This window comes from Algoriphagus terrigena DSM 22685, from assembly GCF_000429445.1.
Classification (GTDB): Bacteria; Bacteroidota; Bacteroidia; order Cytophagales; family Cyclobacteriaceae; genus Algoriphagus; species Algoriphagus terrigena.
This window is the reverse complement of the sequence record NZ_AUBW01000015.1, coordinates 17,952-40,755: the sequence shown is the minus strand read 5'-3', so window position 1 is coordinate 40,755 and position 22,804 is coordinate 17,952. Positions and strand designations below refer to the sequence as shown.

The 22,804-nt window shown below is 48.6% G+C and carries 21 protein-coding genes and 1 other RNA gene; 13 read left to right on the top strand and 9 right to left on the bottom strand.

Going from position 1 to position 22,804, the window contains the following annotated elements; translation table 11 throughout:
• Nucleotides 1-60: 60 nt before the first annotated feature.
• From G459_RS0114440 to G459_RS0114430, 3 genes are all read right to left on the bottom strand, one after another.
• A complete protein-coding gene (locus G459_RS0114440) occupies nucleotides 61-1,395 on the bottom strand; it encodes a D-alanyl-D-alanine carboxypeptidase (protein ID WP_051315238.1) in 1,335 nt (444 codons plus the stop codon).
• Between the two features lie 62 nt (nucleotides 1,396-1,457).
• Nucleotides 1,458-1,844, bottom strand: coding sequence for a DUF423 domain-containing protein (locus tag G459_RS0114435; RefSeq protein WP_026968278.1), 387 nt, complete (start codon nucleotides 1,842-1,844; stop codon nucleotides 1,458-1,460).
• A 62-nt stretch (nucleotides 1,845-1,906) separates the two neighbouring features.
• Nucleotides 1,907-2,575, bottom strand: a complete 669-nt coding sequence (locus tag G459_RS0114430) for a YggS family pyridoxal phosphate-dependent enzyme (protein ID WP_026968277.1) — start codon at nucleotides 2,573-2,575, stop codon at nucleotides 1,907-1,909.
• A gap of 189 nt (nucleotides 2,576-2,764) precedes the next feature.
• Here G459_RS0114430 and G459_RS0114425 point away from each other — a divergent pair, with 189 nt between their 5' ends.
• The 8 genes from G459_RS0114425 (at nucleotide 2,765) to G459_RS0114385 (ending at nucleotide 9,596) form a co-directional block, all read left to right on the top strand.
• Nucleotides 2,765-4,315, top strand: coding sequence for a GH3 family acyl-acid amido synthetase (locus G459_RS0114425; RefSeq protein WP_026968276.1), 1,551 nt, complete (start codon nucleotides 2,765-2,767; stop codon nucleotides 4,313-4,315).
• Nucleotides 4,312-4,935: a LysE family translocator gene (locus G459_RS0114420; protein ID WP_026968275.1), complete on the top strand. Its 624-nt coding sequence runs from the start codon at nucleotides 4,312-4,314 to the stop codon at nucleotides 4,933-4,935. Before G459_RS0114425 ends, G459_RS0114420 begins: the two co-directional genes overlap by 4 nt.
• A gap of 163 nt (nucleotides 4,936-5,098) precedes the next feature.
• On the top strand, nucleotides 5,099-5,443 hold the full coding sequence (locus tag G459_RS0114415) for a zinc ribbon domain-containing protein YjdM (RefSeq protein WP_026968274.1): 345 nt from the start codon (nucleotides 5,099-5,101) through the stop codon (nucleotides 5,441-5,443).
• A gap of 414 nt (nucleotides 5,444-5,857) precedes the next feature.
• Complete coding sequence (locus G459_RS0114410) at nucleotides 5,858-6,424, top strand: RNA polymerase sigma factor (RefSeq protein WP_026968273.1); 567 nt, start codon at nucleotides 5,858-5,860, stop codon at nucleotides 6,422-6,424.
• Nucleotides 6,396-7,625: a hypothetical protein gene (locus tag G459_RS0114405; RefSeq protein WP_157373353.1), complete on the top strand. Its 1,230-nt coding sequence runs from the start codon at nucleotides 6,396-6,398 to the stop codon at nucleotides 7,623-7,625. Before G459_RS0114410 ends, G459_RS0114405 begins: the two co-directional genes overlap by 29 nt.
• Nucleotides 7,626-7,715: 90 nt before the next feature.
• Nucleotides 7,716-8,108 (top strand): 2-polyprenyl-6-methoxyphenol hydroxylase, encoded by a 393-nt coding sequence (locus G459_RS29445; RefSeq protein ID WP_245588189.1) that lies wholly within the window; start codon nucleotides 7,716-7,718, stop codon nucleotides 8,106-8,108.
• An 84-nt stretch (nucleotides 8,109-8,192) separates the two neighbouring features.
• Nucleotides 8,193-8,723, top strand: a complete 531-nt coding sequence (locus G459_RS0114390; RefSeq protein WP_026968269.1) for a YceI family protein — start codon at nucleotides 8,193-8,195, stop codon at nucleotides 8,721-8,723.
• Between the two features lie 6 nt (nucleotides 8,724-8,729).
• Nucleotides 8,730-9,596 carry a DUF5777 family beta-barrel protein gene (locus G459_RS0114385; RefSeq protein WP_026968268.1) on the top strand — a complete coding sequence of 289 codons (867 nt, stop codon included), beginning with the start codon at nucleotides 8,730-8,732 and terminating at the stop codon, nucleotides 9,594-9,596.
• A 79-nt stretch (nucleotides 9,597-9,675) separates the two neighbouring features.
• Here G459_RS0114385 and G459_RS0114380 read toward each other — a convergent pair whose 3' ends face one another.
• The 3 genes from G459_RS0114380 to ald form a co-directional block, all read right to left on the bottom strand.
• Nucleotides 9,676-10,392 (bottom strand): DUF899 domain-containing protein, encoded by a 717-nt coding sequence (locus G459_RS0114380; RefSeq protein ID WP_035456041.1) that lies wholly within the window; start codon nucleotides 10,390-10,392, stop codon nucleotides 9,676-9,678.
• Nucleotides 10,393-10,452: 60 nt separating this feature from the next.
• Nucleotides 10,453-10,947 (bottom strand): DinB family protein, encoded by a 495-nt coding sequence (locus G459_RS0114375; RefSeq protein WP_026968266.1) that lies wholly within the window; start codon nucleotides 10,945-10,947, stop codon nucleotides 10,453-10,455.
• Nucleotides 10,948-11,129: 182 nt separating this feature from the next.
• Entirely contained in the window at nucleotides 11,130-12,245 is a 1,116-nt protein-coding gene (gene ald, locus G459_RS0114370; RefSeq protein ID WP_026968265.1) for an alanine dehydrogenase, read from the bottom strand.
• A gap of 432 nt (nucleotides 12,246-12,677) precedes the next feature.
• On the opposite strand from ald, the gene G459_RS0114360 reads away from it, so the two are divergent.
• The gene (locus tag G459_RS0114360) at nucleotides 12,678-15,092 is read left to right on the top strand and encodes an alpha-ketoacid dehydrogenase subunit alpha/beta (RefSeq protein WP_026968263.1); all 2,415 of its coding nucleotides are present in this window, start codon (nucleotides 12,678-12,680) and stop codon (nucleotides 15,090-15,092) included.
• 37 nt (nucleotides 15,093-15,129) lie between these two features.
• Here G459_RS0114360 and G459_RS0114355 read toward each other — a convergent pair whose 3' ends face one another.
• A complete protein-coding gene (locus G459_RS0114355) occupies nucleotides 15,130-15,804 on the bottom strand; it encodes a hypothetical protein (RefSeq protein WP_026968262.1) in 675 nt (224 codons plus the stop codon).
• A 69-nt stretch (nucleotides 15,805-15,873) separates the two neighbouring features.
• Between G459_RS0114355 and G459_RS0114350 the strand changes: the two genes are divergently transcribed.
• The gene (locus tag G459_RS0114350) at nucleotides 15,874-16,872 is read left to right on the top strand and encodes an acyl-CoA synthetase family protein (protein WP_026968261.1); all 999 of its coding nucleotides are present in this window, start codon (nucleotides 15,874-15,876) and stop codon (nucleotides 16,870-16,872) included.
• A gap of 186 nt (nucleotides 16,873-17,058) precedes the next feature.
• Here the strand turns inward: G459_RS0114350 and G459_RS0114345 are convergent, their stop codons facing one another.
• Together G459_RS0114345 and rnpB are read right to left on the bottom strand one after the other, a co-directional pair.
• Nucleotides 17,059-18,216 carry a sigma-54-dependent transcriptional regulator gene (locus G459_RS0114345; protein ID WP_026968260.1) on the bottom strand — a complete coding sequence of 386 codons (1,158 nt, stop codon included), beginning with the start codon at nucleotides 18,214-18,216 and terminating at the stop codon, nucleotides 17,059-17,061.
• A 15-nt stretch (nucleotides 18,217-18,231) separates the two neighbouring features.
• Nucleotides 18,232-18,656, bottom strand: an RNA gene (gene rnpB / locus G459_RS29035) — RNase P RNA component class A.
• A gap of 463 nt (nucleotides 18,657-19,119) precedes the next feature.
• Between rnpB and G459_RS0114340 the strand changes: the two genes are divergently transcribed.
• From G459_RS0114340 to G459_RS0114330, 3 genes are all read left to right on the top strand, one after another.
• Nucleotides 19,120-20,763 (top strand): TldD/PmbA family protein, encoded by a 1,644-nt coding sequence (locus G459_RS0114340; protein ID WP_026968259.1) that lies wholly within the window; start codon nucleotides 19,120-19,122, stop codon nucleotides 20,761-20,763.
• A 16-nt stretch (nucleotides 20,764-20,779) separates the two neighbouring features.
• On the top strand, nucleotides 20,780-22,114 hold the full coding sequence (locus tag G459_RS0114335) for a TldD/PmbA family protein (protein ID WP_026968258.1): 1,335 nt from the start codon (nucleotides 20,780-20,782) through the stop codon (nucleotides 22,112-22,114).
• Nucleotides 22,115-22,189: 75 nt separating this feature from the next.
• Nucleotides 22,190-22,804: a DUF4159 domain-containing protein gene (locus G459_RS0114330; protein WP_026968257.1), complete on the top strand. Its 615-nt coding sequence runs from the start codon at nucleotides 22,190-22,192 to the stop codon at nucleotides 22,802-22,804.

The following is a 22,804-nucleotide window of genomic DNA, read 5'->3' as shown; positions in this document are numbered from 1 at the left end:
GCCTCAAAATAGACTTGTTGTAAAATGTTATGGTACTAGCAGATAAATTGTGTTTTAGCCTCACATCATGTCCCTCACCAACAAGAGCACCTTCTCCATTTCTTTTCGCACGATTGATGCAGAGTAGGGATAGTTGGTGTTCATGAAGGCCAGGCAATAGACTTTGCCGCTTTTGGTTTTTATCAGGCCAACCAGGCTGTGATTGTTGCTCATGGTGCCAGTTTTGGCAAAAATATAAGGCTGAGCTGCCTGATAGCTGTTTTTAAGCGTGCCGGTTTTTCCGCCTGTCGGCAAAAGCTCCAGCAGTTGGTGCTCTGGGAGGATCCGATACAGCTTGTCAAAGAGCGCCACCATGGATCGCGGCGTGAAAAGATTGTGCCGACTCAGCCCGCTTCCGTCCACCCAATTGGGTTGATCAGGCAGGTCAAAAAGATACGTCTTGAGGATGTATTCGATGGCTCGCTCAGTGTCCAGGGATTGGAACAGACGGTCAGAAACCATAAAGAGCATTTGCTCCGCAATGAAGTTGTCGCTTTCCAGCATCATCTCCTTCAGCAGCGGAAAGAGCGGCGCTCCTCTCCAGCTTCGATTCACTATTGGAAGGGTTTCGGGTTTGTAAATCCACTTTTTGCCGGTGGCATCCTGCGCCAATTCAGCGGTCAATTCACCGGAAGTGATGAGCGGGATGTACTTTTCCTTGCCTAGGAAAGTGCCTGGATTGTAGGAAAAGGTGTTGCTGTGAAAATCCCGCTCCAACTCCTTGATGGGACGGTTGGTGATGCGGACTACTGACTGGAAATGTCCAGGAAAGACTTCCGGCCGGCCTGAGATTTTTTTGACCTGAAGCAGATTTCCATAGATCGGCAGGCTGCTCCGCTCGGCAGAATAGTCGAAATAGTAATCATCCCATTGCCAGCCATAGCCGAAGTCAGGAGAGACCTGATTTGCATCCGAAAACTGGATGATCGGATAGTCACTCCATATTTTCCCGAAGTCAGGCTGATGAAAGTCCAGGTACTTCCAGCTCGGATCGCCGCTTCCCCAGATTTTGAGCGTGTCGCCGGAAGGCAAGTAGCGAAGCGTCTGCGTGCTGTCTTGCAGAATGGCCAGGGAGGCAAAAAGTGTGAAAAGCTTGGTAGTCGAGGCCGGAATGAAATTGAGCTGTGAGTTTTTTTCGAAGAGGACAAGCTGTGAATCCAGATCGTAGAGCACAAATCCCGTGAGATGTCCGCTGAAAAAACTCTGATCGCCAAGCGCGGTTTCCAGTTGGATGTATTGATCCCGCGTGATCTGAGCATGGGCTTGGGCCGTGAGAAGCAAAAGCACCAAACGGAAAGCTATAGCGATTTTGCGGACTGAAGTAGGTTTGAAAACAGTTGATTCGGAGATCGACATGGATGGATTTTGAAAGATCTGGATGGGGGAAAGCAGGAATCGTTCCGAATCAGAATTGCCGCTTAGGCATTGCCTGAATCTCCCGCAGGAGCCCACAGGCCCAGCCAGCCGACGATGAATGCTACGCCGCCGATGGGAGTGATGGCCCCAAGCCAGGTCACACCGCTCAGACAAAGCACATAGAGCGAACCGGAAAAGATCAAAATTCCCACACTAAAACCCCAAAAACTCAGGGCCGTCTTTTTCAAACCCGGCTTGACAGATGCCCAGATCCCCAGCGCCAGAAGTGCCAAACTGTGATAGAAATGGTACTTCACCGCTGTCTCGAAGGTTTCCAGTCTGCCGGTAGACTCCAGCATGGGTTTCAGTCCATGCGCTCCAAATGCGCCGATTCCCACGGCTATGGCTCCAAAGATTGCAGCGGTTTTTAGGATCGTTTGTGCTTTCAAGGCTAAATAGTTGATTGGTTACTTGGACTGATTGGATTCTTGCTGAAATCTCAAATTTGAAATTAGCCCCTGCCTCCGAAGATTGCAGACCCGACACGCACCATCGTGCTTCCTTCTTCTTGGGCGATGAGATAGTCTCCGCTCATGCCCATAGACAGTTCTTTGAGGCTGACAAATGATGGAAGGCTTCTCGATTTTAGCTCTTCGAAAAGCGTCTTGAGTGAGCGGAATTCCTTTCGAATCTGGCTTTCATCTTCCGTGAAAGTGGCCATTCCCATCAACCCTTCGATTTGAACGTGGGTTAACGCCGCAAATTCGGCAGCCGAAAGCATCTCGTCCAACTCGGCGCGGTCAAAGCCAAACTTACTTTCTTCCTCCGCGATATGCATCTGAATCAATACTGGAATGATCCGGTCAATCTTTTTTCCCTGCTTATCGATTTCCTTCAAAAGCTTAAAAGAGTCAACGCCATGAATCAAATGAACAAAAGGAGCGATGTATTTGATCTTGTTGCTTTGCAAGTGGCCGATCATGTGCCAGCGTGTGTCGGCAGGCATCTCCGGTTGCTTCGTCTGGATTTCCTGCACCTTATTTTCCCCAAAATCGCGGACGCCGGCGGCATACGCTTCCTTCAGATCGTCGAGCGGTTTGGTCTTGCTGACGGCGATAAGCTGACCGGCAGGATTGACAAAGGATTCTTTTACTGCTTCGAGGTTGGCTTTGATACTCATTCTTTAATGTATTAATCCGCTCCTTTGGTCTAAATGAAGAGAGCCGTTTGCAAAAAACAAAAACAGGGATTTTTTTCTTCTGCCTTCCAGCCAGATAATTAGCGGAAATTCATCAACTGGAAGAAAAGCGTAAAATTAGATTTGATATTTTTAGACTACACTTTTGCTTTTTGGCCTTAAAACAAAGATATGGCAATCATTAGCACTTTGCTAAAAAAAGGAATCCGGCTTCGGGAGAGTTTGGAGCAGGAATATTCCAGTCCGCTTGACCTTCAAAAAAATCAACTGAAGAAACTTTTGCTGAAAGCTGAAGGCACAGAAATCGGCCAAACGTATGACTTTCATGAAATTCTACGGGCGTTCCGCGAGAGTGACGGAGCATTTTATGAGGCTTACAAGAGTCATGTACCCATTTATGACTACGATTCAATTCATGCTGAATTTTGGAATAAACTGCAATCCGGGAAGAAAAATGTGACCTGGCCCGGTGCAGTCAAGTACTTTGCCCTAAGCTCCGGCACCTCGGGCGCTGCCTCCAAATACATCCCCATCACCAAATCCATGGTGACTGCTATCCGTCGGACGGGAGTGAGGCAGATCCTGAGCCTTTCCAAGTACGACCTACCGGCCTCACTGTTCACCAAAGGAATTCTGATGCTCGGTGGAAGTACAGACTTGGAGTTTAACGGGACGTATTTCTCCGGAGACCTTAGCGGTATTACCGCCGGAAAACTTCCGATTTGGCTCCAGCGATTTTATAAGCCGGGGAAGAAAATCTCGAGAAACAGAAACTGGGGAGACAAGCTGGATCAGATCGTGGAGCGGGCCAAAGACTGGGATATCGGCATCATTGTCGGCGTCCCGGCCTGGTTGCAGATCCTGATCGAAAAGATCATCGAACGGTATAAGGTCAAGCATATCCATGAGATTTGGCCCAATCTTCGGATTTTTGTCCACGGAGGTGTGTCTTTCGAGCCTTACAAAAAGGGGTTTGAAACTCTGCTGGGCAGGCCGCTGATCTACATCGAAACCTATCTGGCATCGGAGGGATTTTTGGCTTTTCAAGCACTGCCCGACAGGAAATCCATGCGTCTAGTGCTGAACAATGGGATTTTCCATGAGTTTATTCCTTTCACAGAAGCCAATTTTGACGAGGCCGGAAATGTGAAAAAGGACGCCCAAACCCTGAAGATCGACGAGGTGGAAGAGGGCAAAGACTACGCTCTCTTGATCTCGACCTGTGCAGGAGCCTGGCGCTATCTGATTGGGGATGTGGTGCGGTTTGTGTCCAAAGCGGAGTCCGAGATCATCATCACGGGCCGAACTAAGCACTTTCTGAGTTTGTGCGGAGAGCATCTTTCCGTGGATAACATGAACAAAGCCATCGAATTGGCCGCTGATGAATTCGGCATTCGCGTGAAGGAGTTTACCGTATTGGGAGAACCTTACAAAAACCTCTTCGCGCACCACTGGTACATCGGGTCAGATGATGATATTTCGGTGAAAAAGCTCACTGCTTCCATCGATCAGCATCTGAAAAAACTAAATGATGACTATGCGGTCGAACGCAATCATGCATTAAAGCAAGTGAAGGTTTCCGTACTGCCGTCGACGGTTTTCTATGATTGGATGAGATCTGAGGGGAAAGAAGGCGGGCAAAACAAATTTCCACGCGTCTTGAAAGGCGAAAAGGCACAAAGCTGGAAGGAGTTTTTGGCGAAAAAGCTGTCCGCCGAATGATCCATAGTCTGGTTGAAGGAGTCAGCATGGGGCTGTTGCTCTCCGTACTTATCGGGCCGGTATTTTTTGCCCTGATCAGCAGCAGCATGCAGCACGGATTCCGATACGCAGCGATGTTGGCATTGGGAATCTTGGTGAGTGATTCGCTTTATGGTCTTCTGACCTATTTTGGTGTCAGTTTTTTGGCAAATGTGGTCTTGTTTGAATCGATATTGGGATACGTCGGGGGGCTGATCTTGGTTGGGTTTGGGATCAGTTCTTTAGTAAAAAAGCAACAGGAAGGCGCTGAGTCCGGGCGCCATGATCCACCCCAAGCCAAGAAGCGGAATGCCTTTGCCAAAGGATTTAGCATCAATGGTATTAATCCCTTTGTGCTGCTTTTTTGGATTTCGATTGCGAGTTTGGTTTCGCTCAAAGACTCTTGGCATCGCCCCCAAATCCTCGTTTACTATCTGGGTATTTTGTTGACCGTGTTTGGCACAGATCTCCTAAAAGCGTTCGTAGCCAAGCAGCTCAGTCGCTTTGTGACTCCCAGGCTCCTCGGATTGCTCAACAAAGGAGTAGGGGTGGCGTTGATTTTTTACGGACTCAGGATGATTTGGCTGACTTGGGGGAAGTAGGGGGAAAACCGCGATCAGTAAGGTCTCAGTGGTGAAAAGCAATGTGTCCGCAGTGATGCGAAATCACACACAATGCAATCGAAGTCCTAGTCTTTCCAACTTTCCCGATTTTCATTTTCTAATCTTCCAATCAACAAGGACTCGAAAAGCGTACTTTTGCCCCATGGAAAATCTAGCCCCTTGCCCGAAATGTAAATCTGAGTACACCTATGAGATGGACAACCTGATGGTCTGCCCGGATTGTGGATATGAGTGGGACCCGTCAGAATCATCGAACGAAGCAGTGGAAGAGGGATTGGTGGTCAAAGATGCTAACGGAACCATCCTAGCCAACGGAGATTCGGTAGTAATTGCAAAAGATTTACCGGTGAAAGGCGCTCCAAAATCCATCAAAGCCGGGACCAAGGTGAAAAATATCCGCCTCGTGGAGGGCGATCACAACATTGACTGCAAGATCGACGGCTTTGGTTCGATGGCGCTGAAGTCGGAGTTTGTCCGAAAGGCGTAACTTTTTAAGAAGCTAGATTAAAGAAGCTAGACACAAGATTTACAGATGTCAGATTACCCCCGGAAAAAGAGAACCAACGTAGGTTTGATCCGGATGAATCCCATTGAATCTCCAAGTCATGTAGCGCTTCGACTTTTTAATGTGGAGAAAGAGGTTATTTTTTAAAAGCCATGTCCTTGGGTATGGAAGCCGTTTTTCTCCAGCTCAAAAAAACAATCCTAAAATCCCGCGACCTTTTGTGAAAAAGCCAGGTCAACGAGGATAAGTACGGGCCCGAGACTAAGACGCAAGGCCGTAATGATCTATTCCGTCTGCCACTTAAGTCTCTGAATCATTGAGCCAATAATCTTTATTTTTATACTCACGCAACCTCCGTCAATAATCCCTTGTATGGACTAATGCAACACCGGGAATGTGAAATCAGAAGCTCTGGAGAAAGAAATCTTGCAAGGTCTGGTAGGAAGAGATCCAAAATACCAGGAGGTACTGTATAAGCGATTTTACAGTTATGGGATGAGCGTATGCCTTCGATATACAGCCAGGAGGGAGGAAGCGCTGGAGATTCTCCACGATGGATTCATGGCGGTATTTACCCATCCCGAAAAGTATGATCCGGAGAGACCATTCCCACCCTGGTTTCGGCGGGCGCTCATCAATTTATGCATCAACCATTATAAAAAACATCAAAAAGACGTGGTCGATACCGGCTTAGACTATCAGGTGGATTCACAAGACTCAAGCCCAGGTGTGCTTGATGAACTGAATTATTCTGACCTAATCTGGGCTATTCAGAAGCTCCCCGATGCTTACCGCACCGTGTTCAACCTATTTGCAATCGAAGGCTTTAGCCACGAGGAAATCGCCGAAATGCTCGGAATCCAGATCGGAACTTCCAAATCCAATCTGGCAAGGGCCAGAATAAAGCTGAGAGAAATGTTAAATCCAAAAAATCATGAGCAGGGAGTTTTCCGATATGGATGATAAGGAATTTGACGGTTTCTTGAAGGAGGTTTCCGAATCTCCAGATATCCCCTTTCGTGAGGAGGACTGGACGCTTATGAAGGCCCGGTTGGCGACCGCGAACGCTAAGACCTCACCGGCGAAATGGTTGACCGCATTGGTTTGGATGGGCGTCGTGTCGATCGTATCTCTGGGGATCTACTTTGGGGGAAGTGCACTGTGGGAAGCCAGCTCTACCGATCCGCGCCAAGAGGTAGGAACTCTGGAGTCGGAGGGGGAACCTGAAATAGGTCAAATAGGAGACTCTAATCTTACTGAGGAAATGTATCAAGATGAGAAAGTAGCCTTAAACCCGACACCTGCAAAAGGAGATTCTGGTTCCTCGACTTCATCCATTACAAATTTGGAGAAAGAAGAGCTGGGTACTGAAGTTTCGGTCTTTGCTGACTCCAGGGAAGGGAAGGACGGAGGCATCTATTCTTCGGACGAGTTCCTGGAGAGCCAAACTATAGAGTTAAACTATCGACCGGACCTAACCCAGCTGGCTCCTCAAGATCTTATACCAAAAGGAATTAGTTTCAGATCAATCATCGAATCGGAAGAGAAGCAGCCAGAAGACACGAAAACCAAAAAGTGGTTTTCTGGGAGATTTAACCTGTCGGTCCAGGCCGCGCCTGACTTAAGCGGAGTCAAGCTCAACCAGTTCGGGAAAGCTGGGCAGGCACTGGGACTTGGCGCAGAATATTTCATCTCTCCGCAATTCAGCGTCAACTCAGGGGTGTTTTATTCCCACAAACCGTATGAGTCGGAGGGGCCTTTCCAGATGGCATACGGAGAGGAAGTCAACGGGGTGATTGGCGATTGCGGCGTTCTGGACATCCCGATTAATCTCCGGCTTTATCCACTTCAGGGTACGTTGCAGCGGGCTTTTATCAGCATGGGATTCTCCAGCTACCTCATGCTTTCTGAAACCTACGAGATCACCTATGAAGACCCTATGACCGGCTATGAATACACCCAAACCATCGAGAAGAATGGAGAAAATCAACATCCATTTGGAGTGGTGAACCTGAGTATCGGGTATGAACGCAAACTTGCGGAGCGACTGTCACTTCAGGTAGAGCCCTATTTTAAGGTTCCGCTGGATGGAGTGGGAGAAGGCAATATTTCATTAAAAAGTGCAGGAATATTTCTCGGGCTCAAATATTATCCCGGCCGCTAATCACTGAATCTATATCGAAATGAATCCCGGACACTCCCTTATCAGGGCAGTGGCAGGAAAAGTATGTGCTCAATGTAAAAAATATAACCTATGAACAGCTCGAAAATCAGTAACCCAATCAGTTGGACAGGCGCCTGGATCTGTACCGTATGCTTGATAATCTTCTTGGCTTGCTCCTCGGAAAGCGAGGATGCTCTGCCTCCTCCACCGACGCCCAGCCAGGATTGCGAAGACAAGGATGTGTCTTTGGCACAGGATGTTATTCCAATCATTCAGCAAAACTGTGCTGTCTCGGGCTGTCATGTGGCCGGAACCGGGAGAGTGAACTTCACCGTCAAAGCGAACATTGTCCAAAACGCCAGCCTCATCCGCGCCAACACCCAAAGTGGTATCATGCCTCCTCCCGGATTGGGATCCTCGCTCAGTGCTGAGCAGAAGGCAGCGATCGCTTGCTGGGTGCAAAACGGAGCTAATGACAACTGAGGTATGAAATCGAGCCAGCCTTCAATCGGATGATTGGACTTGGCGAGAATCGAATTGGCCTTTGAAAACCAAATTGTTAAACACATGAAAAGGTTGCTCATCCTTCTTTTCCTGCTCACCTGCGCCAGGACGGTCGTGGCACAACAGCTTCGTGCCGTTCAGGGGTATGTTCGCTTCTTCAGCAGCGCGCCGATAGAGGACATTACGGCTATCAATGAAAAGGCGAGTGGAGCCTTTGATCCAAATACGACTGAGGTGGCCTTCTTAATCCCGATCAGGGAGTTTGAATTCAGGAAGTCCCTGATGCAGGAGCATTTCAACGAAAACTTCATGGAATCAGACCGCTTCCCAGAGGCCACCTTTGTAGGAAAAGTTTCTGGCTATGTGTCGGGGCAAAGCGTGGGACAGGTTCAGGCCGAGGGGGAACTGAAGATACACGGGGTGACGAAGAGTGTAAGGGTGCCAGGCACCATTCGCCAGGAGGGAAATAAGCTTTGGATGGAAGCGGTGTTTCGGGTGAAACTGGAGGATTACGGGATCGAAATACCGACACTTCTATTCCAGAATATCGCAGAGGAGGTGGAGGTGACAGTGAAATTTGAATTTAATCGCTAAAGAAAAATGATCAGAATCTGGTTTTGTATCTTCTTCAGTATCATCTCGGTGTCCCTGCAGGGACAGGATTTGTTGGATCAACTCAAGGAACCTGAGGGAAAACCAGAACCGGTGGGATCCACTTTTAAAGGAACCCGGATTATCAACGGGCAATCGGTGGAAACGAGGGGAAAGGGCAATCTGGGCGTGGTGATTTCTCACCGATTTGGCAGGCTAAATTCCGGAGCATATCATTTATACGGCTTGGATGAAGCGAACATCCGCCTTGGGCTGGAGTATGCCTTCTCAGACCAGATATCCGTAGGTTTGGGTCGCAACTCCCTTTCCAAAGTGTATGACAGCTACCTCAAATTCCGTTTTTTGGATCAAAAGAAGAATGGATTTCCCGTGACGCTCGCCTGGGTATTTGATATGTCCATCAACACGCTCAAGCGACCGGAGCTCCCCATGAACACTCAACGGAGAATGAGCTATGTGAACCAACTCCTTATCGCCAGGAAATTGAGCCCCGCGGTATCCATCCAGCTAATGCCATCCCTGCTTCATCAAAATCTGGTGCCTACGGCTGATATCCCGAATACTCTCTTGTTGCTTGGAGTCGGGGGCAGAGTGATGGTATCCAAGCGGGTCGGGATCACCGGGGAATATTATTATAGCTCCCAGGCTCAACTGGAAGGCAACAATTCCATGGGATTGGGAGTGGACATCGATACGGGAGGGCATGTGTTTCAGCTGCATTTCACGAATTCAGCGGCAATGACACCTTCAGGCTTTTTGCCACCGGTCCAGGGAAATTTTTTCGATGGGGATATTCATTTGGGCTTCAATGTTTTCCGGTCTTTTCAGACTGGAAAAGGCCGCAAAGACAGGTAAAGCGAAGTCAACCCATCCGGACCGGTCCTCGGCGATAGCGCATGTACAAACCTTTGGGAGACCCTAATCAGGCTGTTGTTTACTCGTAGGTCTGGTTTTGAGGCCAGCCTTCCGGGGAGTCTTCCCATGACTCCTGCCGTCCATAAGGTGTCAGATCCAGATAGTTGTAGTGCGTGGCCACCAGGTCGGTTCCCCTTGCGAAAGCAGAATAGGTATGATAGATCGCGTTTCCATCACGGAGAAAGACGCTTTTGGCGGGAAGATCTCCTTCATAATCCTTTAGTGACTTCAGATCGATCCCCTGATAATTATACTCCATGTTTCGCTTGGGATCCACAGTGGCTTGGAAGTCGTAGTTAAAGTCACTTTTTTGGGAAGAGTAGAATGGAAAGTCCCAATCGTTCCTTGCTTTCTCCTCCTGGATTCTCGCCAGAGGAGCACGGCTGATCGCCACCAATGTGACACTCTTTTTGTGGAGTTTCTCCTGCAAGATCCGACTATAGTTTTGGCTTGCCTCCAGGGAGCATCCCGGACAGAATCTGGATGGATGATCAAAGTACATGAAGTGGTGGACAAGGAGCTGCCGCCGCCCTTCAAACAGATCCAATAGTGATAGTTCACCTTCAGGTCCCTCAAAGACATATTCCGTTTCCACCTCCACCATTGGCATCCTTCTACGCGCTGCTCGGGCTGCATCCAGCTGTCTGGTTGCAGCTTTCTCTTTTTCCAGAAGTGATCTTCTTTCATCAAGCCATTGCGCCCGGCTTACGATCTTTGGAATTGCCCAGTGGTCCATATTGGTTAATATTTATGGTGGTTACAGTACGATAGATTATACAGCTTTGGGACTGTTTTGTCAGGTATAGCTCATCGCTGCTTTGCCAAATGCACGTCTTAAGATTCCGATTTGGCCGATATGATAGGCCTGATGATGGCTGACAAAAGCCCAAAGCTCTCCCAGCGAATCCGATACGGCATCAAAGGGCTTCGGCGCTTTACCACGGAGCTGATCTGCGGTCAGCCTCATCAATCCCTCTCTGGCAGGCAGGTAGAGATTGTTCCATTCCGCGATTATTTCCTCAATCCGGGGGTAGGTGATATCGTCTTTTGCCTCGGATTGTCCCATTACGGCAAAGAGCTCATTCCACTTAACCTCAGGTCTCAGACCTGCAATCTTGGCGATGCCGTACTGGGAGTTGAGCAGGTGCCCAGCCAGATATTTGACATGATTGACCTGAGGAAATCCCTCCAAGCGACGGTTGGTGTCCTCATCCGAGAATCCATCCAGAACGTTATTGAACAGCCTCTGGTGGAGGTCATATTGAATCAAGAGCGGGTTGAATGCTTCCATCAATGTAACATTTTAGTCCTACCAAGTTATCCCGGAATGGCGAAGGCTACCAGTAAGAAAACGACAATCTGTAGGGTGGATTCCGACAGAGTGGTTTTGCCGAAGGGTTAGAAATCGAAAAAAGCCAAAAAAAATCCCTCTGGAGCTAACCAAAGGGATTGTGACTTGAATTCATTTCCAGATTAAGCCAAGTATTTTTCGACAGGAGTGTAAGGCAGATTGAAAGCCTCGGCCACAGCCTGATACACCACGTCACCGTTGATCACATTGAGCCCCGGTACTAGGTCAGCATTGTCCTGAGCGGCTTTTTTCCATCCTTTGTCTGCCAACTGAATTGCATAAGGCAAAGTGGCGTTGGTCAATGCCAAAGTGGAAGTGTAAGGAACCGCACCCGGCATATTCGCTACGCAATAGTGAACCACGTCGTCGATAATATAAGTTGGGTTTTCGTGGGTAGTTGGTCGGCAAGTTTCGATACAGCCACCTTGATCGACTGCTACATCCACCAACACAGTTCCCGGCTTCATGTCTTTCAGCATGTCACGGGTGATCAAGTGAGGTGCTTTTGCACCTGGGATCAACACCGCTCCAACGATCAAATCCGCGTCCTTGATCAAGGTACGCACATTGTATTCGTTGGACATCATAGTTTTTACGTTAGCTGGCATGACGTCGGCGAGGTATCTCATCCGCGGAAGAGACACATCCATGATCGTCACGTCTGCACCGAGTCCGGCAGCCATCCAGGCAGCTTGGGTACCGACGATGCCACCACCGAGGATCAGGACTTTGGCAGGAAGTACGCCGGGTACGCCACCAAGTAAGATTCCACGGCCTTTCAAAGGTTTTTCCAGGTAGTTAGCACCCTTCTGGATGGCCATTCTACCTGCCACTTCTGACATAGGAACCAGTAGCGGAAGACTTCTGTCCGTCTTTTCGACCGTCTCGTATGCCAGGCAAGTTGCCTTGCTTTCGATCATTGCGTTGGTTAATGGCTCGTAGGATGCAAAGTGAAAATAAGTAAACAGGAGTTGACCCTCTTTGATCAGTTTGTATTCAGATTCGATCGGCTCTTTCACTTTCATGATCATCTCTGCGATCTGATAGGTAGCTTCGATAGTAGGAAGAATCTTTGCTCCGGCGAGCTCATACTCAGCGTCTGGAAAACCGCTTCCGTCACCTGCAGTATGTTGAACATAAACGGTATGACCTCTCTTGATCAGTTCTTTGGCACCGGCAGGCGTTAGAGCCACCCGGTTTTCATTGTTTTTGATTTCTTTCGGAACTCCTATTATCATGGCTCTGCTATTTGGATTTGAATTCTGGTGGCAAAGATAATAAGCAATGACTTTCCATAAAGCCATTTAAAAAATAGTATTTGGTATGTGATTGGCAAAAGCCGTTTTTCGATAGTTTATTTCATTTTTTATGCTGAGGATATAGAATATTCCAAGATTTAATTTTTCGAAAAGCCACAATTCTAAAATAATTATCCAAAAATGTTTTCTTCTATCGATTTTCCCGAATTTTTGATCTTCAAGTAAATAGGTTGTCTGTTGATAAATTTCCAAATAATATTTCAAAATAGTGAAAATATGACAATTCATTCGAAATTTTTGATTGTTAAAATGTAAAGGCGAAATTTGCATCAAAATCTATTTTGGCTATTTTTGAAGATACTTAAGAGCTGAATATTCCACCTAAAGCAACATTTAGATTCCTAATCGCTTATGGCAATTACCAAATCCTATCCACAGTCTCCTGAAGAACCCCTAGTTAGCAAAGAAGAAATCCTCAACGACTTCAGGGTGGCGGTGACCAGCCGGCACGCTTCCCTGATGGGGAGAAAGGAAGTCTTCATGGGAAAAGCGAAATTTGGGATTTTTGGCGACGGCAAGGAACTGGCCCAGATTGCAATGGCCAAGGCTTTTCAGATCGGTGATTTCAGATCTGGATATTACCGGGATCAGACTTTTATGCTCGCCCTCGGCGAGTTGAGCGTTCAGCAATATTTCGCGCAATTATATGCTCATGCGGATGTGAATGCGGAGCCAGCCAGCGCGGGCCGATTGATGAACGGACACTTTGCGACCCGTTCGCTCAATGAAGACGGCTCCTGGAAGGACCTCACCAAAAGCTACAATTCCGCTGCGGATATTTCACCTACAGCTGCTCAGATGCCCAAACTGCTGGGTTTGGCCTATGCGTCCAAGCTCTTCAGGGAAAACAAAGGACTGAAAGTGTTACCGCAATTCTCGACCAATGGAAATGAGGTTGCTTGGGGGACGATCGGAAATGCATCGACTTCTGAAGGGATGTTTTTCGAGTCCATCAATGCCGCTGGCGTTATGCAGGTGCCGATGGTGATTTCGATTTGGGATGACGAATACGGCATTTCGGTGCCGAACGAATTTCATACGACCAAAGGAAGCATCTCTGAGGTTTTAATGGGTTTTCAGCGAAACGAAACCGAGAAAGGAATCGAAATTCTCCGGGTAAAAGGCTGGGATTACGAAGGACTGGTGCAAGCGTTCAAGCATGCCGGGCAGCTGGCTCGAAAGGAGCACGTACCTGTCCTGATCCACGTCGACGAGATGACTCAGCCTCAGGGGCACTCGACCTCTGGCTCTCACGAACGCTATAAGTCCGCCGAACGTCTGCAGTGGGAGAAGGACTGGGACTGCATCGGCAAGTTCCGGGACTACATTATTTCCGCAGGGATTGCCAAAGATGAGGTTTTGGACCAAATCGAAAGCGAGGCAAAAGCAGACGTTAAAAAGCAAAAAGAAGCCGCTTGGAACACGTTTTCCGGCGAGATAAAAAATGAAATTCAGGAAGTCGTTGGCTTGCTGAGATCCACTGGCGAAAAAAGCACCAGAAAGGTGGTCTTGCTCCAACTGGCGGACGACCTTTCCAAGACAATCAATCCTGTCCGCAAGGATGCGGTCACCGCTGTGAGGAAGGCGCTGCTTGCCTTACGGTTTGACTCCGACGCCGTCAAAGGAAACCTCAGAACTTGGTACAAGGATCAGGAGGCAAAGAATTTTGACCGCTACAATAGTCACTTATATAGTCATTCGGAATGGGCGGTAGGCAAAGTGAAAGAAATCCCAGCCACCTACGATGAGAAATCCCATCTGGTAGACGGACGTGAGATCCTCCAGGCTTTTTTCGATTATACCCTGGAACATGACCCCCGCTTCTTTGCTTTCGGCGAAGACGTCGGGAAGATAGGAGACGTGAATCAGGCGTTTGCGGGTCTGCAGGCTAAGTACGGTGAGCAAAGAGTCGCTGACACAGGAATCAGAGAATGTACGATCATCGGGCAGGGGATCGGCACCGCGCTCCGGGGCTTGAGACCAGTCGCAGAGATTCAATACCTCGACTATTTGCTTTATGGTTTGCAGATGCTGTCAGATGATCTGGCGTCCTTGTTGTACCGAACCAAGGGAGGGCAAAAAGCTCCTTTGATCGTCCGGACGAGAGGTCACCGACTGGAGGGCGTATGGCATTCGGGTTCTCCGATGGGGATGATTCTCTCTTCACTGAGAGGCATGGTGGTCTGCGTACCGAGAGATATGACGCAAGCCGCAGGGATGTATAAAACGCTGCTGGAGTCTGACGAACCCGCCATCATGGTGGAATGTCTGAACGGATACCGGCTGAAAGAAAAGATGCCCACCAATCTGGGCGAATACACTGTAGCTCTAGGAAAGCCTGAGATCCTTCGTGAAGGCCGTGATTTGACCATCGTCACCTACGGCAGTATGTGCAGGATTGTCCTGGACGCTGCCGAGGAGTTAGCGGAAATCGGCATCTCCGTAGAGGTGATTGACGTGCAGACACTCTTGCCGTTTGACACCTACGGCGTGATCGGCCAGTCGATTCAGAAGACCAATCGGGTCATCTTTGCCGACGAGGACGTTCCCGGCGGAGCTTCCGCATTTATGCTTCAGCAAGTGATGGACGAGCAGGGGATTTTCAAACACTTGGATTCCGAGCCACAGACGATCGCCGCTAGAGCTCATCGTCCGGCCTATTCTTCTGATGGAGATTATTTTTCCAAGCCAAGCGTCGATGACGTGACAGAAAAGGCCTATCGCATGATGCACGAGGCCAATCCGAAAAAGTATCCGGTCATCTAACGACAAAGCCCCCGAAACTTCGGGGGCTTTGTCGTTATCAGTTTCTGGTGATCTGCCTGAGCGTGATCTCCGGACTCGAGACTTGGTTGCTTCGATTGAGGGCTCGGTCTTGGATCTCCACATCAATGCGGAGCGTGTCTGTTCGGAAGATTGACTCCCAACCCGAGGACAGCATTCGATACTTGATATTGCCTTCTACCGCCTGCCCTTCCTCCGAGGTGAGGACTCTCGGAAATCGACCGTTGAATGTGGTGTAGAATGGCGGATCCTGCCATTTGAATTCAGTAAATTGGCCGTTTCTCTTGATATAAAACCGCACGAAGATGTTGTATTGATCTTCGTTTACTTCCACCCAGACCGTGTCTTTCACTTCTACATTGTTGACCAACGGATCCACTTCCCAATCAATAGGATTGTATGAAGGTGCCTCAGGCGGACGATTGGAATAGGTGATGAGATTTCCGGCTGCATCCCGTTTGTAAAAAAGAGGATTGAAGGGAGGATTGACATCCGTAGCAGAAAGACCCAAATCACCCTCTGCGTCTTTAAAGTCCACACTGATGTTTAGAGAGTCCTGCCCGGAAGTTTGCACATATTCGATTGTCGAAAATTCGATTTCAGGAACGCTCGGATAGTTATCTGGAGGGCTGATGCAGGATGTCCAGCCCAAAGCCGTCACCAACATTAATCCTGAATAGTTTTTGAATCGCATCGGCTGAAGGTAAATTTACTCCCGAAAATAACGTTAGTTTTTCTCAGTAAAAACGCAAAATATAAAACGATGCAAGATTTTAAAAGTTTTTCGGAAAAGGTCACCATTTTGGACGCTGGCCGATTCGAGGAACTTGCTTTGGAATTGTTTCAGTTTCAAGCTTCTGAAAATGAGGTTTATAAGTCTTACTTGAAAGCCCGGAAGATTGAGACGAATCGGGTAAAATCGCTCGAATCGATTCCGTTTTTGCCGATCCGTTTTTTTAAGGATTTTACCGTTGTGTGCGGTCAAGCTTCAGATTTTAGCTCGTTTTATTCCAGTAGTGGAACCACCGGGATGATCACCAGCAAACATTACATCTGGTCAGAATCGTGGTATTTGCGCCATTCGCAGCGGATATTCGAGAAGGAATACGGTAGCCTGAGCGATTATCATGTTCTTGCTTTGTTGCCCGCCTATCTAGAGCGACCCGGGAGCAGCCTGGTGTCGATGGCCAAGCATTTCATCGATGCTTCTCATTCTACCCATTCGGGCTTTTACCTGTACAATCAGGATGATTTACTGGAAAAGATGGCATTGCTTAAGAGTAGCGGGGGAAAGAAGGTTTTGCTGCTCGGTGTGACCTTTGCGTTGCTGGATTTGGCGGATTCGGGAAGGGATTTTTCTCCCATGGAAAATCTCCTCGTAATGGAAACCGGTGGGATGAAGGGGAGGAGAAAAGAAATGATCCGGGAAGAGGTGCATGACGTTCTCAAAGGATTTTTCGGAGTGGAATCCATCCATTCCGAGTATGGAATGACCGAGCTGATGTCTCAGGCGTATTCCAAAGGAGCTGGGAAATATACACTTCCTGACTCGATGCGCGTGATGCTTCGGGATGTGAACGATCCCCTGAGTTGGTCGTCCAGATCTCAGGGCGGGATCAATGTCATCGACTTGGCTAACTTCCATTCCTGCGCCTTTATCGAAACACAGGATTTGGGAAGGTTTGACGAAAACGGGTTTCTGGAGGTCTTGGGACGCTTTGACAACTCAGAGATCCGCGGTTGCAACTTGTTGGTGCAGTAATTGCTATCTTAAAATTTAATAGACATATTTGAAAAGTATAAAAACTGACACATGAAAAGATTAGCGACGATTGCACTATTGGTTGGGATTTTAGCCTTGGGAGCATGTGCCTCCAGCAAACCTTGCCCGGCTTACGCCAAAGCGCCCGCAGCGCAGAAATCCAATAGCTAAAAAATATGCTGACCGTTAATAGTCAGCATATTTTTTTATGTCTTCCAGGCTGATTACCGGTTCGCCGAGAATCACCAATCGTTCCACTACGTTCCGGAGTTCACGGATATTTCCTGTCCAGGGGAAGTCTTGAAGCATAAGCAGCGCCTCTTTAGCAATACCTTTTTTGGCATCACCGTTTTCTTGAGCGATGTCATCCAGAAACTTATCCACCAGCAGGGGAATATCTTCTTTGCGGTCTTTCAGAGCTGGTACCTGCACTAGGATCACGCTCAGTCGGTGATATAGATCTTCCCTGAACCTTCCCGCTTCAATCTCTTTCTTCAGATCCTTGTTAGTCGCTGCGAGTACCCGCACGTCCACTTTGATGTCCCGGTCGCTCCCGACCCGGTTGATCAGGTTCTCCTGCAAGGCCCTCAACACCTTTGATTGAGCCGAAAGAGACATATCGCCTATCTCATCCATAAAGAGCGTTCCTCCCTGAGCCTGCTCAAACTTGCCGTTGCGCTGCTTGTGTGCTGAAGTAAAAGCTCCCTTCTCGTGTCCAAAAAGTTCAGATTCAATCAGTTCTGACGGGATTGCTGCGCAGTTTACTGCCACAAATGGTTCCGATTGACGATTGCTTTTCTGATGTATCCAGTGTGCGACGAGTTCTTTGCCGGTGCCGTTTGGGCCGGTGATCAGGACGCGGGCATCGGTCGGAGCGACTTTCGCGATGGTATCTTTCACTCGAGCGATGGCGGGAGATTCGCCGACCATGTCAAACTTCTTGGACAGCTTCTTCTTCAGCACCTTAGTCTCGGTGACCAATTGCTTTTTGTCCAAGGCATTGCGGACTGTGAGCAAAAGACGGTTGAGGTCGGGCGGCTTCGGAATGAAGTCGAAAGCTCCTTTTTTGGTGGCTTCCACAGCAGTCTCGATGCTGCCATGTGCAGAGATCATGATAAACTGCGGAGAGCGATCCATTGCTTTGGCGTGATCGAGGACTTCGATTCCGTCCATCTTGGGCATCTTGACATCGCAAAGTACCAAGTCGAAGTCTTCTTCCTGTATTTTTGCCAAGCCTTCTTCGCCGTCTTGGGCCTCGGACACTTCAAATTTTTCGTATTCTAAAATTTCCCGAAGGGAAGCGCGGATAAACCGCTCGTCGTCGATGATGAGAATCTTTGGCATAGCGTAAAGTAAAGAAAAAAGTGCAAGTCTGTAAGCCGGGTTCTGTATCCCATCTCCGCGGGGGAAATGGGCTCTTGCCATTTATCTAGTCCCGACTTCGCAATCGGGATCCATCGATCTACCCACCCCGGAATCCTCCCGAAGGAGAAATCGAACGAGCAGCTCTTTGCCCGGGGCCTATTTGACCTTTCAACCCATAAGGTTTGCCTAGCTTCCGATGTCACCATCGGAACGGTGGGCTCTTACCCCACCTTTTCACCCTTACCTTTCGACATTCTTGGCAAGCCTTGAAGCCGACGGGCGGTTTGTTTCTGTGGCCCTATCTGTCTTCCTGCCGTCACCAGCAGAAAGCCTTCCCGTTAGGAAGTATGGTGCTCTGTGTTGCCCGGACTTTCCTCTCTCCCGATAGCTACCGGGACAGCGGCAAGACGACTTGCACGGTGCAAAGTACGGCATTTTTGCCCATAGGTTAGGACACAGACCTACAAAGAGTCTTTCTGGCTTTCGTTGTTTTTGGAAAGTGCTGGCATTCAGCGTTGTTTCCCGTTCTGGACTTTTCTACTGAAAAGTTGAGGCAAGTGATCCTGCTCAAACACCCAAAAAATGAATAATCGGTAGTTTTTTGAATGGTTTTGACACTTTTGAAAACCGCCTATCCGAAAAAAATCAAACCCAAACGGAATAAACTCCACCGATTAAACCCATTTAACCGCAATTGTAATATTTCCATGGAATTGACCTGAGAATAGAATTACATTAGGGCATACAGAATATAAACTAACCATTAAACAATCCCTATCATTGAAATCGAGTGTGCCGAAAATCTACCCCTTTGGAAGGATAGTTAATCATGCGAGATTCTACCGAGTGTTAAGGAATGCCATTAAAAAAACCAATCATTAAATGAAAAGAAGAGATTTTATCCACCTATCCGGCTTGGGGCTTGGAGCCCTGATGACTCCTGGAGTCATGGCGATGGGAAATCCCGTGTCTGCTGAGCGACTGATTGAGCCAGGGATAGACGTAGCCGCCAAAAAACTCCTGGCCGACACTGCGCTCAATGCGGCCAAAAGCAAAGGAGCAACTTACACTGACGTGCGTATCGGCAGGTATTTGTCGCAAAACATCTTCACACGGGAGAAAAACGTCCAGAACGTCGCCAACCAGGAGACCTTTGGAGTTGGGATTCGCGTCATAGCCAATGGAACCTGGGGCTTCTCCGCGACGTCGGACGTGACTCCTGATGGGATCAAAAAATGCGCTGAAACAGCCGTCGCTATTGCTAAGGCAAACTCCAAATTGCAAAAAGAGCCGGTGGTATTAGCACCTGAGAAAGGCCACGGCGAAGTTACCTGGAATACCCCAATCAAGAAGAACGCAATGGCGGTCCCCGTGAAGGAAAAGATCGACCTGATGCTGGCTGCCAACAACGCCGCTTTGGACAATGGCGCTGCTTTTGTTAACTCCGCGATGTTCATGATCAACGAGCAGAAGTATTTCGCATCTACCGACGGTTCCTACATCGATCAGGATGTGCATCGCATGTGGCCAAACCTGACCGTGACGGCTGTCAACAAAGAGTCGGGAGGCTTCCGGTCAAGACAAGGTCTCAGTACTCCTATGGGTATGGGATATGAATACATGGATGGCACGGCTTCGGAGAAAATCCCAAATGCCGCCGGGTTTAACAGCTACAGGTATTCCTATGACATGGTCGAGGATGCCATCACCGCTGCCAAACAGGCCAAGGAAAAAATCACTGCCAAGTCGGTCACCCCGGGCAAATATGACTTGGTACTGGATCCAGACCACTTGGGACTGACTATCCACGAGTCCATCGGACACCCGCTGGAACTGGATCGCGTATTGGGCTATGAAGCAAACTACGCCGGTACGAGCTTCGCGACTTTGGACAAATGGAAGTCCGGCGATTTCAAGTACGGCTCGGATATCGTCAACGTCATCGCGGACAAAATCCAACCTTATTCCTTGGGAAATATGGGCTACGACGACGAAGGAGTGAAATGCAAAGAATGGAATCTGATCAAAGACGGGGTTTTGGTGAACTACCAAGCGATCAGAGATCAAGTGGCTATCTTGGGCGAAAACGAATCCCATGGCTGCTCTTTCGCTGACAACTGGAGTTCTGTCCAGTTCCAAAGAATGGCCAATGTGTCCCTGAAGCCGGGTAAAGAGAAACTGAACCCGATGGACATGATCAAGGACGTTGAGAAAGGGATCTACATCCTAGGCAGAGGTTCGTTTTCCATCGACCAGCAGCGATACAACTTCCAATTTGGAGGTACGGTATTCTACGAAATCAAGGACGGCAAGATCGCCGGCATGCTGGAGGACGTAGCCTATCAGTCCAATACCCAAGAGTTTTGGAATTCCTGTTCCGCTATTTGCGACCAAGACGACTACCGATTCATGGGTACTTTCTTTGACGGCAAAGGACAACCGTCTCAGTCTTCCGCTGTCTCTCACGGCAGCTCGACTACACGTTTCGATGGCGTGAATGTGATCAATACGGCAAGAAGTATTTAACCCCAACTCAAGAATTATGGCCATTTTGACTAAAGAAGAAGCAAAGCAAATTATAGATAGAGCCCTGTCTTATGCTAAAGCCGACGAGACGGAAGTTTCGATTTTCGGCGGAAGGACAGGTAACATCCGCTATGCAAGAAATACAGTAAGTACCAGCGGTGAATCCAACGAGATTCGATTGAATATCACCTCTGTTTTTGGAAAAAGAATCGGATCCTCATCCATCAATGAGCTGGACGATGCATCCCTGAAAAAAGCCGTTGAGAGGGCTGAAGAGATCGCCCAATTGGCTCCGGAAAATCCGGAATACATGCCGATGCTAGGCCCCCAGACTTATCCTGCGTCAGCTACATTTATCTCCGCCACAGACAAGATTGACCCCGACTACCGCGCTCAATTGGCGATTGACTCCATTGAGCCTTGCGCAGCTGCCAATCTGATCGCTGCCGGATACTTGGAGGATTTCTCGGGATTTGTAGCCTCTGGTAACAGCAAAGGACAATTTGGATACAACACCAGTACTTCGGTTGACTTTTCTGTCACGGTTAGGACAGAAGACGGAACCGGTTCTGGCTATGCCATCCGCGATTTCAACGACGTAAGTCTATTGAATTCCAAGGACGTGACCACGGTTGCCATGCAGAAAGCGCAGGCATCAAAGAATGCGCAAGCGATCGAGCCTGGTAAATACACCGTGATCCTCGAGCCGACTGCAGCCGGAGATTTGCTGCGACTGATGACCAATGGATTCGACGCGCGAAATGCCGATGAGGGCAGAAGCTATATGAGCAAAAAGGGCGGAGGAACCCGCTTGGGCGAGAAGCTGTTCGACGAGCGTGTGACGATCATTTCTGATCCGACCAATACCGAAATTCCGATGGCTCCATGGGACAGCGACGGATTGCCGAGACAGAAGACTGTTTGGGTTGAAAATGGCGTGGTGAAAAACCTTTCCTATTCCCGCTATTGGGCAGAGAAGAAAGGGGTTCCACCTTTGTCCAGACCGGGAGGCGGCTTTGGCGGCGGAGGATATATCTTCTCCGGCGGTGATCAGTCGATTGCCGATATGATTGCAAGCACTGAGAGAGGAGTTTTAGTTACCCGTTTTTGGTACATCAGAGCAGTTGATCCGCAGACCTTGCTATTTACCGGTCTGACCCGTGACGGTACTTTCTACATCGAAGATGGCAAGATCAAGTTCCCGCTGAAAAACTTCAGGTTCAACGAGAGCCCGATCATCATGCTCAACAACATCGAAGCGATGGGCAAGCCTCAGCGCGTCGGTGGCAGCATGATTCCGCCGATGAAGATCAGAGACTTCACGTTCTCCAGTTTGTCAGACGCCGTTTAATTCAGTAGGCAGTTCGCAGTGGTCAGTTAGCAGTCTTTCTGCCAGCTGATCACTGTTCACTGTAAACTCCGAAACATGCCCCCTTTTTTCTTTACACGTATCAAATACAACTCCGGCAATTGGGATACGGATCAGCGCATGCCGTCCAATCTCCTGCACAGCCTGATTGAATACACGACGATTCCTGTCGATCAAAAGGAGCGGGTCATTGAGTTGAGCAGTGATGAGATCTTCAAGAGTCCCTTTTGCTACCTCAGCGGACACAAGCTGGTTGAGTTTTCGACGCAGGAAAGAGCCAATTTCAAAGCCTATGTAGAGGGCGGCGGATTTGTATTCGTGGATGACTGTAACCATGACATTGACGGGCTTTTCGCCAAATCCTTTGAGGAAGAAATGACCCGAACCTTCAGTGCGGATGCGCTGAAAAAAATCCCAAATGACCACTGGATCTACCGCTGTTTCTTCGAATTCGAAGAAGGCCCACCCGCGACTTCCTTTGAGCTGAATGGCTGGGGAGACGATCTGATCCATGATTACCTGAAAGCTGTCGAGATCAACGGGCGAATCGGAGTGCTTTACAGCAACAAAGATTATGGCTGCGAATGGGACTACGACTTTCGCAACAAACGCTTTAACAAGATCGACAACACCCGCTTTGGAGTCAACATCGTAGTGTACGCCTTAACCTAG

Excerpts from the sequence above, each read along its gene's own strand:
- G459_RS0114440 (WP_051315238.1), bottom strand. The coding sequence starts at position 1,395 with ATGTCGATCTCCGAATCAACTGTTTTCAAACCTACTTCAGTCCGCAAA.
- G459_RS0114430 (WP_026968277.1), bottom strand. The coding sequence starts at position 2,575 with ATGAGTATCAAAGCCAACCTCGAAGCAGTAAAAGAATCCTTTGTCAAT.
- G459_RS0114425 (WP_026968276.1), top strand. The coding sequence starts at position 2,765 with ATGGCAATCATTAGCACTTTGCTAAAAAAAGGAATCCGGCTTCGGGAG.
- G459_RS0114420 (WP_026968275.1), top strand. The coding sequence starts at position 4,312 with ATGATCCATAGTCTGGTTGAAGGAGTCAGCATGGGGCTGTTGCTCTCC.
- G459_RS0114415 (WP_026968274.1), top strand. The coding sequence starts at position 5,099 with ATGGAAAATCTAGCCCCTTGCCCGAAATGTAAATCTGAGTACACCTAT.
- G459_RS0114405 (WP_157373353.1), top strand. The coding sequence starts at position 6,396 with ATGAGCAGGGAGTTTTCCGATATGGATGATAAGGAATTTGACGGTTTC.
- G459_RS29445 (WP_245588189.1), top strand. The coding sequence starts at position 7,716 with ATGAACAGCTCGAAAATCAGTAACCCAATCAGTTGGACAGGCGCCTGG.
- G459_RS0114390 (WP_026968269.1), top strand. The coding sequence starts at position 8,193 with ATGAAAAGGTTGCTCATCCTTCTTTTCCTGCTCACCTGCGCCAGGACG.
- G459_RS0114385 (WP_026968268.1), top strand. The coding sequence starts at position 8,730 with ATGATCAGAATCTGGTTTTGTATCTTCTTCAGTATCATCTCGGTGTCC.
- G459_RS0114380 (WP_035456041.1), bottom strand. The coding sequence starts at position 10,392 with ATGGACCACTGGGCAATTCCAAAGATCGTAAGCCGGGCGCAATGGCTT.
- G459_RS0114375 (WP_026968266.1), bottom strand. The coding sequence starts at position 10,947 with ATGGAAGCATTCAACCCGCTCTTGATTCAATATGACCTCCACCAGAGG.
- ald (WP_026968265.1), bottom strand. The coding sequence starts at position 12,245 with ATGATAATAGGAGTTCCGAAAGAAATCAAAAACAATGAAAACCGGGTG.
- G459_RS0114360 (WP_026968263.1), top strand. The coding sequence starts at position 12,678 with ATGGCAATTACCAAATCCTATCCACAGTCTCCTGAAGAACCCCTAGTT.
- G459_RS0114355 (WP_026968262.1), bottom strand. The coding sequence starts at position 15,804 with ATGCGATTCAAAAACTATTCAGGATTAATGTTGGTGACGGCTTTGGGC.
- G459_RS0114350 (WP_026968261.1), top strand. The coding sequence starts at position 15,874 with ATGCAAGATTTTAAAAGTTTTTCGGAAAAGGTCACCATTTTGGACGCT.
- G459_RS0114345 (WP_026968260.1), bottom strand. The coding sequence starts at position 18,216 with ATGCCAAAGATTCTCATCATCGACGACGAGCGGTTTATCCGCGCTTCC.
- G459_RS0114340 (WP_026968259.1), top strand. The coding sequence starts at position 19,120 with ATGAAAAGAAGAGATTTTATCCACCTATCCGGCTTGGGGCTTGGAGCC.
- G459_RS0114335 (WP_026968258.1), top strand. The coding sequence starts at position 20,780 with ATGGCCATTTTGACTAAAGAAGAAGCAAAGCAAATTATAGATAGAGCC.
- G459_RS0114330 (WP_026968257.1), top strand. The coding sequence starts at position 22,190 with ATGCCCCCTTTTTTCTTTACACGTATCAAATACAACTCCGGCAATTGG.